This is a genomic window from Globicatella sulfidifaciens DSM 15739 (assembly GCF_900167405.1).
Lineage (GTDB): Bacteria > Bacillota > Bacilli > Lactobacillales > Aerococcaceae > Globicatella > Globicatella sulfidifaciens.
In genome coordinates, this window is sequence record NZ_FUWO01000027.1 from 1 (window position 1) to 15,002 (window position 15,002).

The 15,002-nt window shown below is 33.8% G+C and carries 18 protein-coding genes and 4 pseudogenes; 3 read left to right on the top strand and 19 right to left on the bottom strand.

The window, feature by feature from the left end:
* A pseudogene (locus tag B5D12_RS09435) lies at nt 1-209 on the top strand (IS30 family transposase); the annotation flags it as partial.
* A 237-nt stretch (nt 210-446) separates the two neighbouring features.
* Here B5D12_RS09435 and B5D12_RS09440 read toward each other — a convergent pair.
* From B5D12_RS09440 to B5D12_RS09455, 4 genes and pseudogenes are all read right to left on the bottom strand, one after another.
* Nucleotides 447-995 (bottom strand): NADPH-dependent FMN reductase, encoded by a 549-nt coding sequence (locus tag B5D12_RS09440; protein ID WP_078756584.1) that lies wholly within the window; start codon nt 993-995, stop codon nt 447-449.
* A gap of 122 nt (nt 996-1,117) precedes the next feature.
* Entirely contained in the window at nt 1,118-1,735 is a 618-nt protein-coding gene (locus B5D12_RS09445) for a glutathione S-transferase family protein (RefSeq protein WP_078756585.1), read from the bottom strand.
* A 400-nt stretch (nt 1,736-2,135) separates the two neighbouring features.
* Nucleotides 2,136-2,447 carry an ABC transporter permease family protein gene (locus tag B5D12_RS10310; RefSeq protein ID WP_200803027.1) on the bottom strand — a complete coding sequence of 104 codons (312 nt, stop codon included), beginning with the start codon at nt 2,445-2,447 and terminating at the stop codon, nt 2,136-2,138.
* A gap of 56 nt (nt 2,448-2,503) precedes the next feature.
* Nucleotides 2,504-3,019, bottom strand: a pseudogene (locus tag B5D12_RS09455) (type IV secretory system conjugative DNA transfer family protein); the annotation flags it as partial.
* Between the two features lie 34 nt (nt 3,020-3,053).
* Between B5D12_RS09455 and B5D12_RS09460 the strand changes: the two are divergent.
* Nucleotides 3,054-3,503 carry a transposase gene (locus B5D12_RS09460; protein WP_078756586.1) on the top strand — a complete coding sequence of 150 codons (450 nt, stop codon included), beginning with the start codon at nt 3,054-3,056 and terminating at the stop codon, nt 3,501-3,503.
* 326 nt (nt 3,504-3,829) lie between these two features.
* On the top strand, nt 3,830-5,044 hold the full coding sequence (locus B5D12_RS09465) for an ArgE/DapE family deacylase (RefSeq protein ID WP_078756587.1): 1,215 nt from the start codon (nt 3,830-3,832) through the stop codon (nt 5,042-5,044).
* Nucleotides 5,045-5,207: 163 nt separating this feature from the next.
* Here the strand turns inward: B5D12_RS09465 and B5D12_RS09470 are convergent, their stop codons facing one another.
* The 15 genes and pseudogenes from B5D12_RS09470 to B5D12_RS10130 form a co-directional block, all read right to left on the bottom strand.
* Nucleotides 5,208-5,693, bottom strand: a complete 486-nt coding sequence (locus B5D12_RS09470) for a transposase (protein ID WP_407645214.1) — start codon at nt 5,691-5,693, stop codon at nt 5,208-5,210.
* 4 nt (nt 5,694-5,697) lie between these two features.
* The gene (locus B5D12_RS10685; protein WP_078756588.1) at nt 5,698-5,778 is read right to left on the bottom strand and encodes a hypothetical protein; all 81 of its coding nucleotides are present in this window, start codon (nt 5,776-5,778) and stop codon (nt 5,698-5,700) included.
* A gap of 5 nt (nt 5,779-5,783) precedes the next feature.
* Nucleotides 5,784-5,897 (bottom strand): IS3 family transposase, encoded by a 114-nt coding sequence (locus B5D12_RS09480; RefSeq protein ID WP_143412090.1) that lies wholly within the window; start codon nt 5,895-5,897, stop codon nt 5,784-5,786.
* A gap of 164 nt (nt 5,898-6,061) precedes the next feature.
* Nucleotides 6,062-6,508 carry a GNAT family N-acetyltransferase gene (locus tag B5D12_RS09485; protein WP_078756589.1) on the bottom strand — a complete coding sequence of 149 codons (447 nt, stop codon included), beginning with the start codon at nt 6,506-6,508 and terminating at the stop codon, nt 6,062-6,064.
* 259 nt (nt 6,509-6,767) lie between these two features.
* Complete coding sequence (locus B5D12_RS09490; RefSeq protein ID WP_078756590.1) at nt 6,768-7,046, bottom strand: hypothetical protein; 279 nt, start codon at nt 7,044-7,046, stop codon at nt 6,768-6,770.
* Nucleotides 7,031-7,552 (bottom strand): annotated as a pseudogene (locus B5D12_RS10740) (PglZ domain-containing protein); the annotation flags it as partial. The gene B5D12_RS09490 and the pseudogene B5D12_RS10740, both read right to left, overlap by 16 nt.
* 160 nt (nt 7,553-7,712) lie before the next feature.
* Nucleotides 7,713-8,180 (bottom strand): ATP-binding cassette domain-containing protein, encoded by a 468-nt coding sequence (locus B5D12_RS09505; RefSeq protein ID WP_234982961.1) that lies wholly within the window; start codon nt 8,178-8,180, stop codon nt 7,713-7,715.
* A gap of 1,604 nt (nt 8,181-9,784) precedes the next feature.
* Nucleotides 9,785-10,444 (bottom strand): dihydrofolate reductase family protein, encoded by a 660-nt coding sequence (locus tag B5D12_RS09520; protein WP_000802831.1) that lies wholly within the window; start codon nt 10,442-10,444, stop codon nt 9,785-9,787.
* Between the two features lie 110 nt (nt 10,445-10,554).
* Nucleotides 10,555-10,911: a WYL domain-containing protein gene (locus B5D12_RS10745; RefSeq protein WP_000374054.1), complete on the bottom strand. Its 357-nt coding sequence runs from the start codon at nt 10,909-10,911 to the stop codon at nt 10,555-10,557.
* A gap of 23 nt (nt 10,912-10,934) precedes the next feature.
* Complete coding sequence (locus B5D12_RS10750) at nt 10,935-11,507, bottom strand: helix-turn-helix transcriptional regulator (protein ID WP_001079938.1); 573 nt, start codon at nt 11,505-11,507, stop codon at nt 10,935-10,937.
* Nucleotides 11,508-11,782: 275 nt separating this feature from the next.
* Entirely contained in the window at nt 11,783-12,577 is a 795-nt protein-coding gene (gene aph(3')-IIIa, locus B5D12_RS09540; protein ID WP_001096887.1) for an aminoglycoside O-phosphotransferase APH(3')-IIIa, read from the bottom strand.
* 92 nt (nt 12,578-12,669) lie between these two features.
* Nucleotides 12,670-13,212, bottom strand: coding sequence for a streptothricin N-acetyltransferase Sat4 (sat4, locus tag B5D12_RS09545; RefSeq protein ID WP_024410018.1), 543 nt, complete (start codon nt 13,210-13,212; stop codon nt 12,670-12,672).
* Entirely contained in the window at nt 13,209-14,117 is a 909-nt protein-coding gene (locus B5D12_RS09550) for an aminoglycoside nucleotidyltransferase ANT(6)-Ia (RefSeq protein ID WP_001255866.1), read from the bottom strand. The genes sat4 and B5D12_RS09550 overlap by 4 nt, the downstream gene beginning before the upstream one ends.
* Before the next feature lie 32 nt (nt 14,118-14,149).
* A complete protein-coding gene (locus B5D12_RS09555) occupies nt 14,150-14,884 on the bottom strand; it encodes a class I SAM-dependent methyltransferase (protein WP_000662263.1) in 735 nt (244 codons plus the stop codon).
* A pseudogene (locus B5D12_RS10130) lies at nt 14,865-15,002 on the bottom strand (nucleotidyltransferase domain-containing protein); the annotation flags it as partial. The pseudogene B5D12_RS10130 and the gene B5D12_RS09555, both read right to left, overlap by 20 nt.

Genomic DNA, 15,002 nt, shown 5'->3' on the forward strand with positions numbered 1-15,002 from the left:
GAGGAACGAGTGAGAATCAACATAAATTCATTCGTCGTTTCATTCCAAAAGGTAACTCTATGAGTGACTTAACTCAAAGGGATTGTTTGAGAATACAACAATGGATGAATGATTATCCTAGGAAAATATTAGGTTATCAAACACCTCATGAAGTCTTTACTAAAGCCTTCAAAAAAGCAAGACAAGAGGAAGGACTCGTCAGTGCTTGACAACGAGCCTCCTTCAGCATGATTGAAAGCCTGGGAAGCTGGCAGAAGCCAGCCTTGGAATGACCTATCATGCCTCAGCTCATTGTCAAGCACTGACTAGATAGACCAATACAGTAAGTTAGTAGGTAACACATTGTTTACGATAAGTGGCTAACTTCAACTTGAAATTTCCGTTTTAATAACTTTGGCTAAAGCTTTTTAATTAATTTAAATAAATTGATGTTTTTATTAATATAATTATTTTCTATTTATTAATTTTGCGTGCTCAACAAAACTAAGAACAGCCTTCTCTAAAAACTCTCTAGTTCCTTCGACCATTTTTTTGTCTTCATCAAAAAGATCTTGAACCTTTGATAGATAAACTTCTGGTTGTTGCATAGGAATCAAATCCACATAAATAAAGGATTGACGAAGTGCGTGATTTGCTGCCATCGCTCCAAATCCACCAATGGATGCACTAAAAACTGCTGCCGGCTTTTTCTTAAATCCACTGCCTTCTGGATCTCTTGATACTACATCGATTACATTTTTTATTGCGGGTGTGTAACTTCTGTTGTATTCTGGTGTGAAGAAAATAAAACCATCATATTTTTTTACCTCTTCTCTTATTTTTTTAAAATTTTCATTTGGCTCATCTTCGTCCAAATCTTGATTATATAGTGGAACATTTGAAATATCAATAATATTTGCTTCCACATCCTCTGGAAATAATTCCTTTGCTGTTAATGCTACCAACTTATTCCACGATTCTTTTCTTAAAGAACCTACAATCAATCCAATTTTCATAAAGCCCTCCCTAAATATATCTAATTAGATGTTTGTTTTTTGTAAAAATTTTTAGCATGAATTTAAGTTTAATTTTTTAAAAGATCATGCTAAAACCTAGTAAAAAGTCTTTTAAAGACCTATTAAATTTCTTTTGTAGAAAGTTCTATAATATTTTGAACTTCCTCGTCATTTTCCATAGTTTCCATAAACTTCTTTAAATTTGGATATTCAGTCCAAGACTTTGGTGTCTTTGAAAGCCAACGGCTTAAAATATAAGCATAGGCATCAAGAACTGTTCTTTTATTCTTGTAAATATGAGTCTTTCCCTCAAGCATATTGTCCAAAATTATTGCAACGCTATCAATTTTTTTATATGCAGCTTCAACAACCTTCTCTAAATCTTTCTCATCTCTACTTGTTGTGTAATTTTCAGGGCCAAACATTGGCCAAAAAGCTGGATGATAGTCTGCAGACAAAAATGCTGAAATCTGATTAAATAAAAATTCATCTTCAAGACCTTCGTCTGGTCCTAAATCTTTTTCTTTGTACTTATCTGCAATATATGATAATATTGCACCTGCTTGGGTTTTTATATTTCCATCTCCCGTATCAAGAGCAGGAACCGCTCCAGAGGGATTGATCTTCTTGTATTCATAAGATCCCAACTTAACTCTTTCTGTCTCAAAATCTGCTCCTAACCAATGAAGAGCAATCCATATGGATACAGCACATGTACCCGGAGCATAATAAAGCTTCATAAAATCCTCCTTTAAAATAAATCCAAATATAACTTCAAAAGTTTTTTAAATTCATTATATAATATTTTACCCAAATATTAAAACAATAAACTCGTCAATATTAATATAACTTCAAAAGTTGAGATCCACAGGTTCATCTTTTTCTAATAGCTACCCAATACTTTTCAAAATTAAATTGTTCTAATTAAATCAATGGTTGGTCTTTCTAGTATCCTCTTTAATGAAAAATGATAGATCACTAAGTTAATACCATATACTACTAGGGAAAATCCTATAAATAACTTATAGTCATAATACTTAATAAGATTTAAAATAGTCAAGCTAGAAGAGGATAGAGATATAATAATCATAACTCCTAGACTTATTAATATAGAAATTATAAAGGATTTTATTTGTTCTCCTATAAATTCCTTCTCGTAAGTTTTTTAAGTTCATTTAAATCCATTCCACAAGAATAAAGGCTTCCTATTTCCTTTTTTCTACTCATTAGACTTAGATTTATAGAAGAGTATCCATTAGTTATATTTAATACAAATATTATTGATGCTATGGCTGCTGTAAGTTTAATGAATGATCTTATATCATTTTCACGATTTTTATTAACTTCCTGAATTGTTGTAATATTTAATCTATCTTCAGGAGAAATTTTTTCTCTAATGCTAGTCTCTATATATTTCTTTATCCCTTTAATCTCAGAATCTTCAACTTTCATGTTTAATTCACAGGGATAATTTTTCTATTTTCACACATTTTGCTTTCTCCATAAACTCAAATGTTTAACCTATTTATTTTATAACTTGAATGTAACTTTACCTTGTCTCTATTTGTTAAATACTCTTCCACATCAAACAAGTTTCTCTTATCATAATCTTCCAATAACTTATAATTCTTATGCTTTGTAATATCAAATTTATCAGATAAGAAAGGTCTTACTCCTCTTAGTTGGTATATACACTTACCACCATCCATTACAGTTATTTCATCTTGGCTCATAAGTTCCTTGCCAGTTTTTTGGTAATTTAGTCCAAAAGATTTTTGATTTGATCTTGTTTCTGATGTGTTATATAGGTCTATGGTTTCTTTTCCTAAGGTTTCTGATAATTCTTTTACTGTTGTTTTTTCTTTTCCTCCTAGAAAAAGTGTAGAGTCGCAGTTACCAACTATTGTATCTGCATGGTCTTTATAGATTGCTTTTAATTGAGATTGTGCTTGCAATATTATACTTGCTGATATTTCTCTTGAACGAATTGTTGCAATCAGTTTCTCAAATTTTGGAATTAAGCCTGCAAGTAGTTTTGAACTTGTTCAAACGATTGATATGATTAATTTTTATTCTTCTAAAATTGATGAACTAGATGCTAAGATAAAAGATATTATGATTGAATTAAACTCTCCTATTTTATCTATTCCTGGTATTTCTTACAATCTTGGTTCTATTATTTTAGCTGAGATTGTTGACATCAATCGATTTGATACTCCTGCTCAGCTACAAGCTTTTGCTGGCCTTGATCCAGCCACTCATCAGTCTGGTAAATTTATCGCTACGGGTGTTTCTATGGTTAAACGTGGCTCGCCTTATCTTAGATGGGCTATCCTCAATGCTTCTAGGTTAATAGCTATGAGGGATCCATACTTTAAAGATTATTATCAGAGAAAGAGAAAGGAAGGTAAACACCACTTCGTTGCTCTTACACACGTTGCTAAAAAGCTAATCAGAGTTATATTGAAATTACTTAAAACAAACACTCAGTTTGTTCCTCAAGCTTAACTTCATTTTTTAAATTGCCTTTTATTAAGGCTTATTTGCCATGCTCATTTTTATTAAATTGTCTTTTGCTATCTTTCATAAAATTCTTTTATTTTCTACTTGACTTCATATAGTTAGTCTTTATTGGTATTATTAGATTTAAACCCTAGCAGAGTGAATAATATTTATTTTCTGATGACTTTAAGAGTATAAATTTGCCTGGTCAATAAAATTGGGTATAAATAATTAGAAATAAATTTTCTGTTGTATAATTCTAACTAAGCTTCTAGATGAGAATTATCTTATAAGCTAAGAAATTTATATTATATTATTTAAGGAGTGATTATATGAATAGGGAAGAAAAAATTCAAGCCCTCAGGGATATTATAAAAATCAAATCAGTAAATGGTGATGAACTTTTAGTTGCACAATATTTGATGAATATGCTTAAGGGTGAAAATATAAAAACCGAGCTTATTCAATATGATAAGAATCGTGCGTCTCTTGTAGCAGAATTTTCCAATGAAGGTAAAAAAATTGGACTTACAGGTCACATGGATGTAGTAAGCGAGGGCAAGAGTTCTGATTGGCAACACGATCCATATGGTGCAGAAATAGTTGGCAACAAACTATATGGACGTGGCACATCTGATATGAAGGCGGGTCTTATGGCAATGACTATCGCTTTTATGGAACTAGCAGAGGAGAATTTTGAGGGTACGATTAGGCTTTTATTTACTGTAGGTGAAGAAATTGGTCAGTATGGTTCTGAAGATTTAAGTAATAGAGGATATGCAGATGATTTAGATGCTCTTATAGTAGGAGAGCCTGCTTATCTAGGAAATATTTCACAAATAACTTATGCACATATGGGTTCATTCAACTATAAAATTTCTTCAAAAGGCCTTGCTTCACACTCTTCAATGCCAGAAATGGGAGTAAACGCCATAGACAATTTACTTGATTTTAGAAATATTCTAAAAAATAAGATGGAAGAAATCTGCAAGAATTATGAAAATGAAATTTTTGGACATACTATATTTAACATCACTCAAATAGAAGGTGGCTCTCAAATCAATTCTATACCTGATAATGCAAGCTTTAGCGGCAATATAAGGACTATACCAGAGTTTGATAATGACATGATGAAAGACTTTATAGAAGAATTAGTAGATGAATTTAATGGAGATAATAGAAATTTAAAATTCGAAGTAACTCAATCTTCAATGCCAGTACAATCAAATCCAAATTCAAAATTAATAAAGATAATTAGACAATGTGCTGACACTAACAAATTAGAAAATATTAACAATCCAGATATATTTAATGAAGATTTTATAAATGAAATCAAAGAGAAAAAAGAGATACCAGTTTCTGCAACATTTTCAAGAGGTACAACAGATGGTTCAAATTTCTTCAATAAAAATAAAAAAATGGACTTTGCTATCTATGGACCAGGTGGCATAGAAGTAAGCCATAAGGTAGATGAATTTGTTTATATGGATAGATATTTGAAATTTATAGACTTATATAAAGAAATATTGCAAAAATATATTAAATAATAATACTAGTAAAATATCTATTGGTCTAGTCCAATAGATATTTTTATAAGTTAGAGATAAAGCGAAGATATAAAACGGCTTTAATAAAAATTATACCAGAGCCATTTAGAAATATTTGTCTCTGGTTTTTTTGTCTTCATATTTCCCCTAGGAGAAATCGCAGCTAAGCTGCATTCAATTTCCTATATTCAACTGGACTTAAATATCCAAGTTTTTCTTTTATTCTATCTTCTTCTTTTATTCTATCTTCTTCTTTTATTCTATCTTCTTCTTTTATTCTATCTTCATTGTAATATTTTATATATTCTTCTATTGTCTTTTTTAGTTCGTTAAATGATTTAAACGTTCTACCATAGTAAATTTCTTGTTTTAATATCCCAAAGAAATTTTCCATAGGGGAATTATCCAAGCTATTTCCTTTTTTAGACATACTCTGTAAAATTCCATCATTTTCTAACCTATTAGTATATTGTTTTAATTGATACGCCCAGCCTTGATCCGAATGAAAGATTCTTTTATATTTGCAGTCTGAAGTCTTTTCTATCCCTTCTTCAGGAGGCGTTATTATTGCCTCTAATGATGGTGAAGTTGTTATTGAATAGCTAATGATTTCTCCATTAAACATATCCAAGAAAGGATTTAAGTAAATTTTTTTACTTGTATATTCCCAGACTTATTTGTACCAGTCTTTGAACTTTTTCCTTGTTTATTACAAGACCAATTCTTCTAAGCATTGCATTTATTCTTCTGTATCCATAATTTGGTATTTATCAGTTAAATATTTATATCCTCCTTCTTTATTGAAGTATTCTTGTACTATTTTCATCTTAAATTCTGTACTATATTTTGTCATGAAAAAACTGACCTCCTCTAAGTTGGTTTTGAGTCCAACTTTTTGGGGTCAGTTCATTTATCTCGTAAAGGGTCTTTGTTTAAAAAATTTAAATTCTTTAATCGGGTTTATATTAATATTTATAGGAGATGAACACCAATTCAAGTTCACCTTATTACTATAATTTATAAGGATTTTTTATACAAATAATCTTCTCCATGAATATTACCATATACTATTTCTTGAAGTTCATATCCATATTTTTCATAAAGTCCCTTGTGTTGTGTCATAATATAAACCTTATCATAAGCTAGTTCTTTGGCCTTATTCTCTAAAAATAAGGTCATCTTTTCTGATAATCTCCTCCCCCTTGATTTAGGATCGACATAAATCATAGCAATCCAAGGTTCTAGTCCTGGTTTTTTGATATAATCCTCCTTAACCAAAGATCCAAAGGCTAGTGGAAGATCATCTTCTAAATAAAAGAAAAGACCACCACCCCCAAATTTTTCTTCATAATTCCCATTTTTTATAGTCTGAGCTGTCAAAGGACCTGGTTTCCACTCGGCATTTTCTAAAAATTCTAATAATTTTTTCTTATCTTCACTATCTTTGTATTCTACAAATTTCAAATTATCCCCCCCTTATAATACAAACATAAGTTGCTTTTAATTGTCAATATTAAAATCTACATATTTAGATAAACAAGATTGTACATAATAATTATTAACTAAAGAAATCATATTCACCTGTGGCAAAGGAAATATCTATAGCAAACTCAATCTTTTTTGGAAGAATTTGACCTGACTCTTCATAGATGACAAGCTTATAAGTCTTTTTATTGTCATATTTTCCAGCTTTCAAGTTGAATGTTACATTAAATACCCTATCTTATTCATTGTCAGTATTCTTATCAGCTATAATACGGACTTCATCAGAAATTTTTTCTCCATATTCGTCAACAAAGTAAAGAAGGAAATTAGCTGCTTCTCTATTTACAGAAAGCATTTCACTCTGATATAAAGATAGGTTGAAAATCATATTGCTAATTTTTCTTCCTGTGGAAAGAATATTAAGTTCCACGGGTTTTACATCATATTCATTCCTATTTCTCAGATATTCTTTATTATCATTTTTTAAATGCCTATATCTAATCAATGAATCAACCATTTTTTGAAGTGAGATCCCCCATGGACAAAATTAATTCCTCCACCATGCTTTTTGGTACGAACATTATGCTTTGGTGCAAATCCCTTAAGTCCAGATTTTTCATCAACAAATTTTATGGGTATCAAGAAACTTGGATTAGTAGACTCACCCATTATTGCATATCTTCTACCATATTCAACAAGTCCTTCAAAGTTTTCTTTAGATATCTTATCAACCTCAGTAAACTCTTCATAAGTATAGAGAAAGCCATGATCTGAGGTAATCATAATATTAGCAGCAGAAAAATCAGTCACAAGAATTCTAACTAGATTCTTTATTTCAACAATGGCCTTATCACAGGCAGAAAAAAACCAGACTCTGATGCATGCCCAGCTGCATCTATTTGATCGTGATAGATATAAACAACTTCCATACCTTTTACTTCTGCTCTTCTCTCTTCCCTCTTCACTCTTCATATGAATTAAATCATCATATTTAAGCACTCTGGAATTCTTGTTAGCCTTTTGTAAAACTTTTTTTGTCTATTAGGCATATCAGTTGACTCTCTATCAACAAGAACTTTGAGGTTATTATTTCTAATTTCAGTTTGGAGCCTAGTATTTGGAAGCAGTGCAGTCATTCCAAAGGGTATGATAGTAGGGAATGTCCCCTCCATATCATCAATTTCTATCTTGCATTGCATATCCCTTCCATCTCGTGAAGAAGATGGGAAGATATAAAAAAAGTCTTTTGAAAGGTCTTCGCTAGATAAATTATGAGTTCATTTATTTCTTCCATTCCATTTGGATCTAGACCATTTGTCGGTTCCTCAAGAATAATCAAATCTGAATTTCCAAGTAAGGCATTGGCTATTCCTAGTCTTTGCTTCATTCCCAAAGAACAATTAGAAAACTCATCTTTTTGTCTATCACTTAGATGAACGAGTTCAAGCACTTCTTGTATTTCTTTTTCCCCTACATTATCAATAGGATTTGCCATTAATTTCAAATTTTCATATCCTGATAGATTTTCATAAAATCTAGGAGCTTCGACCATGGCACCTAAATTTTTTAATGAAGTTTTCTTTTCATTAAAAACTGACTTCCCGTTGATTAATATTTCACCTGAATCAGGGAAAACTAGACCCGTAATCATTCTGATTGTCGTCGTTTTTCCTTGACCATTCGCTCCAATAGATCCATATATCTCCTCGACTGACAGTTAAATCTAACTTATTAATAACCTTTCTTTTGACGAAAGACTTATTTAAGTCATTTATTTTTAATATTTCATTTGTCATATAACAATTTCCTTGCTTAATCTATAACTATTATAGCAAGGAGATATAACAAATGTCTAACAAGTCTATAAAATTTTGCTTAACCTATATATTTTTCTCTTCTATTAAGTGCTTCTCTATTGATTTCATCTCTAAATAAATGAAAAATAAATTTTTTCAATAAATTCATTATATCACCATTTTTTATATCATCCAGCCCAATACAAAAGACAGACCTGTATTATTACAAAGCTGTATGCTTATTTCTCTATTTCAACCTCAAGTCCTGACATGAAAGAGCATATACAAGAAAATAACCAGGAAAGAGGTGAGATAGATATGATATATGATGATGGTGTATAATTTGATGAATCAACAATGAAAGTAAAAATTTGTCCTAAATATGGAAACGAAGAATTTATTGATGAGCATTGTTTTGCAAAATATGTGGGACGAACTTATATAATGATTGTGAAGGAATTCATACTCAGAATTTTAATGGTTTTGATGATATTAGTAAAATACATCATAACCCAAGTAATGCCAGATACTGCGAAACTTGTGAGGCTAAAACAAGATTTTTTATAGATGGCATCTTATGCGACCACAGTGATTACAACAAAAATTTTACTGATGATTTTAATTCAGGATTTGATTTTTCAAATGATGATCAACTTCCTTTCTAACTAAAAGAACTAGCCTATTTATTTTTGGCTAGCTCTTTTTTAATATATTTTATATGTCTATCCTGTTCACTCCCCCCCTAAAATATCCATGGTGTCTACACACCCTGCTATAATATACACTTGAACTGTTCCCACAAGGTGTTTTTCTAACAGAAAAGTGGATTTTAAGATTTCTTTTGAAAATCCTAAAAGCCATTGATTTCAGCACTTTTATAACTTGTTATTCTATTTTCTTGACATCAATACTATAGTCTCCACATGCCTTGAGTGGGCAAAAAAGATGTCGCACCCCACTGGTATCCCCTTGGCGGAAGCCCATATTTCTGAAACAGTCGCCTGGATAGGCTATTTTTCATTGATTTGGTGCCTGCTTTTGCGTTACAATCCAAGTAATTGTAAGCAATAAAGCCTTCAAAAGCATGTTGTCCTCTTGAAGGCTTTATTCGGTACAACTTTAAAATTGGTTTACTTATCTTTATCTTCCTCTCTAAGATACTTAACTAGCCCCGGATAATTGCTTATCCTTACAGTTCGGATCAATTAGAATTAGCCGAAAACGGCGGCGAAGAAACGAACCACCGAGAAGCACCGCCGCATTGCCGAGCTTGATACCCTCATTGAACGACTGTATGCGGACCGGAAAAGGCGCGGTTGACCGCCTTGCCCTCAAAGGCTTAGGGGCATATCAACTATATATTGGGGCCGAGTGCCGTTACTTTAACACCGCCGCTAGCCATGAGCTTATGCTTCCTTTAGGACACTGTCCCAACAGACACTTTTTAAAGTATGCTGCACTAATCCTTATTTTTCACAGCATAGCGCAATGACAGACAGCCATGTTCTGCATTCTCTGTTCCCTGCAATTCCAAATTAACTTTTTCAGATAACAGAAGGTTATCAAATAGTTGTTTTTCTTTATTACCTACAAAACATGGTGATATCACAAGACTGATTTCATCAATAAGTCCGTTTTCTAATAATTTGTTGGTTAATCCACCGCCACTGTCTGTCCGCATGTATTTACACCCATATTGCTCATGCAGGATCTGAAAGGCTTTTTCATAGTCCACATGATCATTTCCTGACACAATATATGGGTAATGCCTTTCCTCCAAATAATTCAAATATTCCTTCGGAGTGGCAGTTGATACCAGAATGACAATTTCCTTCAGATATCCAAGATTTCTTAAGCAATGAAGACTTCTCAAGATACCTCTGCTGTCAGGTATGACTCCTATTGGTCTGGGGTCCTCCGGGCTTGTTATGATTTTCTCAAAATCAGCCTCTGTTTCAGCAGGATATTTTTCAAATGCAGTAAAAACAGTATTGGACCCAAACAGCACCGCATCCGAATGAATTCCCCCGGCAACCTGGTAGTAAACTTCCGGATTATCAAAGCCTTTAATGCGGCCATCAAGGCTAATTTGTGTGTGCATAATTATCTTTGGTTTCATATTTTTCAATCCTCCTTTTTGATAGTAGAATATCATAATACACTGACAGCTGTATGTCAGCAGGGGATATGAAACCTTACAAAAAATACATAACAGACCAATCGCTTTCTCTAAATCAAGTTTAGGCAGTGATTCGTAATTTGTGCCAGGTGTTTACGGGTTATGCATTTTAATTCATCAGGTTGGACTATTTCAATGCCTGATCCATATTCAATCAGCTGCTTGCTCAATATCTCAAAGGAATCTGTCTGGAATTCGATTTCCATTTTACTTCCCAAATCGGTTTCTTCAAGGAAGCCGAGAGAATACCTGTTCTTGATAGAATTGTATGTCTCCCCTTTTTCAGCTCTAAGAATTACATTATATAGTTTTTTATATGAAAGCATTTGTTTTAATATTTGTTCCAAAGAGCCATCATGGCTTTGACAGAGCTCTTCTTCTATGCAAATGCTTTTAATCCGATCCACACGAAAATTCCTATATTCATTTCTTAGCCTGCAAAACCGATTAAGTACCAGTTCTGTTCATAAAACCCCAGTGATATAGGCTCTATCATTCTGCTTTCCGGTTCTTGCCCTCCTGATGCAGGATATTGAATTGATATTACCCTTTTATTGCAGATTGCAGTCTGAATTGCTGCAATAACGTTATCCGCCAATGTATTTTTCTGTCCAGATGTGCTGTACACGTTAATACTGTTCTCCAACTCCTGTGCATAGTTTTTTTCACCATGCTTCAAAATAGATTTGATTTTATACATAGCTGAATCAAAATCCTTTATAAATGATTCATCTCCATGGCAATTTAAAAATTTCCCTGCTGTAATCAATGCACCCACTTCCGCCGCTGTAAACATTACCGGCGGAAGTAGGAAGCCCTCTACAAGAAAATATCCTTTTCCGGCCTCAGATCCAATTGGTATTCCGGCTTCTTCAAGTGTCCGGATATCTCTGTAAACTGTCCTTAAGCTTATATTAAATCGCTGTGCAATTTCTTTGGCAGGAATTATTTTTTTTGATTGCAGCTGAATAAGAATAGAGGTTACTCTGTTAATCCTGTTCAAATTTTATTCCTCCTCTGTGACTTCCATAAAAAGTATATCCTATGCGTTCTTAAGCTAGCTGCTGTTAGTGCTTCTCATTGCACCCTGGTTATAAAAGCCATACTCACAAACCTCTTCACCAAAACTCTTTACATCTCTAATATAGAACTCTATCTAGCGAACTTTTAGAAAAGATATAAAACATCAGAGTATGGACAGTTGCGGATGTACTTCAGAAAAGATTAGATGTCTAAAAAGCTTGTAGTTAAAGCTTTTTAGACATCTAAATCTAGGTACTAAAACAATTCATCCAGTAAAATATAATATTTTATTTTCTCCCAATCAGGCTTGATCCCCAGTAAGTCAAAAAATAGCTCGACATACTGTTCTTCCCCGATATCCTCCCTGATCGACCGGACGCAGAAGGCAATGTCATACCACTTGTCCGCCCTGCCGCTTCTCCCAAGATCAATAAAGCCACTTACTTTGCCATCTTTCACAAAGATGTTGCTGTCTCCCAGGTCGCCGTGGGAAAAGACAAGTTCCTCTTCGGGCTTTTCCGTCTTTAAAAAATCATACAGCTCGCGCGGATCTTTAAATGGAGTGTCTTCTTCCCAGTTTTCGCAATCCACATCGGCCAGATCGTTATTCAGTAAGTAATCCAATTCGGCTAAGCGGCTGTCTAAGCTATTCGTATAGGGACAATCCGATATGTCGATGGAGTGAAAGAGCCTGATGCACTCCGCATACAGCTCGATAATCTTTTCAGGGCTTTGTTCATCTTCATACTCTTCCGAGCAAAGGACGCCATCGGCCTCACTCATGAGCAGATTGCTCCAGCCATCATGCCGTTCAAAGTGCAGGACCTTTGGAACAGGCAGCTTTCCTTCCAGCCATAGCATCATGTCCTTTTCCCGTTCCACATCATAGGTGGTCCCTTTATACCGGCTGTCCGTCATTTTTAAATATAGGTTTTCATTTTCTCCCACCAGCTTATATACCTTAGCAGGAGACATTCCTTCCGTATCTTTTACGCAGCGGTATTTTTCGATCAGTTTTTTCAATTCCGGTGATATTCTCATTTTAGCCATTTATTATTTCCTTCCTCTTTTCTACAGTATTTAAAGATACCCCAAGAAGCTAATTATAACAAGACGAACTCCAATTCACTGTTCCTTGCATTCTAAAACCTTAAATACCAGAAAACAGCTTTTTCAAAGTTGTTTTCAAAGTTGGCGTATAACATAGTATCGACGGAGCCGATTTTGAAACCACAATTATGATAGAATTTACAAGCTATAAGGTTATTGTCCTGGGTTTCAAGCATTAGTCCATGCAAGTTTTTATGCTTTGCCCATTCTATAGATATATTGATAAGCGCGCTGCCTATGCCTTGCCCCCTGAAATCCTTACATACGGCGATATCTTCTATATAAGCGTACCGGTTCCAATTTTTTCGCAGTTTAACTTTTCCGACGCATTTATCGTCTTGGTAGTAAAGATATATTATCTTATCAGTATTGTCAATATATTCAAGGCAATCTGCCTCCTCATCCTCTTCATCCTCTTCGTCTTGGTAGCTTTTTAAATATAGCGCTTCATAGAGTAATTCTGTAAAGGTCCAATTCTCGTTTTCATACCTCGGTATAATCTTACCTATCACCTCAAATGGTTCGCTGGGTTTATCGATATCTTTCAGGTGCCCTGCTTTCATTTCTGTAATCACTGTTCCCGCCTCTCTTCTATATCAGCGGCATATGTGCTATCCAGGCAGCCGGTTTTACCAGTGTATTTTTTATACATGTCCCTGGTATATTTTGTTATATTCCTATCATACTCCGGATAGGCATAATGAAGCCTTTCCGCCACCTCACCGGATACCGCCCTGAACAATTGATGGCATAGAAATAATGCTTCCCATATGTTTTCATAGGAATCCATCCGGTAGGTGGACAAAAGTTTCTCCCACAAATCCTCGGATATATACCTTTCAATAAACTTATAGTTCTTGCCTACACTTAATTTAAAGCCTGTTTCGATGCCGACCTTCCATGATATCATTCTCAGCAGCTCATGGCGAACAATCTGATTAAAATGATCAATAGCAAATAAAATTTCCTTACGGCACAATCCTTTAATAACATAAGGTGTTACATTCCAAAATTCATTGCAGCAATCATCATACTCCCTTGCGCTTGGCTTTCTTACATGATAATCTATATCAGTCGGAACTATGTCCCTTTTAATTCTACAATCTTTATCAATTAGAACCTTTATTAATTTATCGCCCTTTAGGTAATTATCTAACTCTTCCAAGGGCAATAAGGTAAGATCAATTTTATTGTAATCATCAAATAGCATAAGATAGGAAAATCCCTTTTCTTCAGGTGGGAATAATTCCATATCCTCCGGCTTTTGCATCATTATTATATTCCCAAATTGATTAAGCCAGTCATCATTAGATATAAACGGTTCTATATCACTTACAAAATATGTAATATCATAATCCTGAAATTCATCTTTAGGTATATTAATATTTGCGCGTGACCCCTCAAGGGTCACAATTCGAATACGTTCATCCTGTTCTGCTAAAGAAAGTACTAAATCCATCATTTCTTTTTCTGATCTCATTTACATACTCCTCGTTTATTTTTTCTATATTATTACATCTTCTTTTTTGCCGATACAATCAGCATCATTGGGCGTCGCATTTCATCCGCCATCCCCGGAATATCCATCATGTTCTCTGGCGGCTGTGGCTCCACAATCTGATTTATTATAAAACTATTTGAAAGCAGTGTATTTAGATATGTGGTCAGTGTTCTATGATATTTTGTAACCTTTTCTTCCAAAAACATAGCTGTCCGTTTGCCCTCATAATAATAATTGTCCACCGGGAAATGCAGTATTTCTCCTTTTTCGTTATAATACCAGTCTTGTGTTCCATGAGCAGTAAAAACAGGATGTTCAACTGTAAAAACTAAATTGCCACCAGCCTTCAGCATCCTATATATCTTTTTTATTAAATTCTCATAGTCTGCTACATAATGAAACGCAAGCGAACTTAGTATTACATCAAAGCTCTCCTCTGGGAAATCCACATCTTCTATGGCACAGCATTCATATTCAATCTGTGGAAAATGGGTTTTTCCTTTTGCTACTTCGAGCATTTTATGAGAAATATCAACACCTACTACAGAGGAAGCACCGTTTTCCATCGCATATATACAGTGCCATCCATAGCCGCATCCTAAATCAAGCACACGCTTACCCTTAAAATCAGGTAGCATCTTTTTCAAAGTCTCCCATTCTCCCGCACCAGCCAGTCCTTTCTGCGAGCGACTCATTTGACTGTATTTTTGAAAAAATATATTATCATCATATTTGTTTTCTTTCATCTGAACTCTCCTCGTTTAAAAAGTTATTTATCTCCGATACAATTTCATTCACTTCATTATAAAGCTTCTCGGTCATGTCGTAGCATTCAAAAAGTGAGATACCGAGTACTTCAAAAAT

What these genes read in the sequence shown, in the direction of transcription:
- B5D12_RS09505 (WP_234982961.1), bottom strand. Translation starts at nt 8,180, where the DNA reads ATGATTACGGGTCTAGTTTTCCCTGATTCAGGTGAAATATTAATCAAC.
- B5D12_RS09480 (WP_143412090.1), bottom strand. Translation starts at nt 5,897, where the DNA reads ATGACAAAATATAGTACAGAATTTAAGATGAAAATAGTACAAGAATAC.
- B5D12_RS09445 (WP_078756585.1), bottom strand. Translation starts at nt 1,735, where the DNA reads ATGAAGCTTTATTATGCTCCGGGTACATGTGCTGTATCCATATGGATT.
- B5D12_RS09440 (WP_078756584.1), bottom strand. Translation starts at nt 995, where the DNA reads ATGAAAATTGGATTGATTGTAGGTTCTTTAAGAAAAGAATCGTGGAAT.
- B5D12_RS09465 (WP_078756587.1), top strand. Translation starts at nt 3,830, where the DNA reads ATGAATAGGGAAGAAAAAATTCAAGCCCTCAGGGATATTATAAAAATC.
- B5D12_RS09460 (WP_078756586.1), top strand. Translation starts at nt 3,054, where the DNA reads ATGATTAATTTTTATTCTTCTAAAATTGATGAACTAGATGCTAAGATA.
- B5D12_RS09490 (WP_078756590.1), bottom strand. Translation starts at nt 7,046, where the DNA reads ATGGTTGATTCATTGATTAGATATAGGCATTTAAAAAATGATAATAAA.
- B5D12_RS10685 (WP_078756588.1), bottom strand. Translation starts at nt 5,778, where the DNA reads ATGCTTAGAAGAATTGGTCTTGTAATAAACAAGGAAAAAGTTCAAAGA.
- B5D12_RS09550 (WP_001255866.1), bottom strand. Translation starts at nt 14,117, where the DNA reads ATGAGATCAGAAAAAGAAATGATGGATTTAGTACTTTCTTTAGCAGAA.
- B5D12_RS10310 (WP_200803027.1), bottom strand. Translation starts at nt 2,447, where the DNA reads ATGAAAGTTGAAGATTCTGAGATTAAAGGGATAAAGAAATATATAGAG.
- B5D12_RS09555 (WP_000662263.1), bottom strand. Translation starts at nt 14,884, where the DNA reads ATGAAAGAAAACAAATATGATGATAATATATTTTTTCAAAAATACAGT.
- B5D12_RS09520 (WP_000802831.1), bottom strand. Translation starts at nt 10,444, where the DNA reads ATGAAACCAAAGATAATTATGCACACACAAATTAGCCTTGATGGCCGC.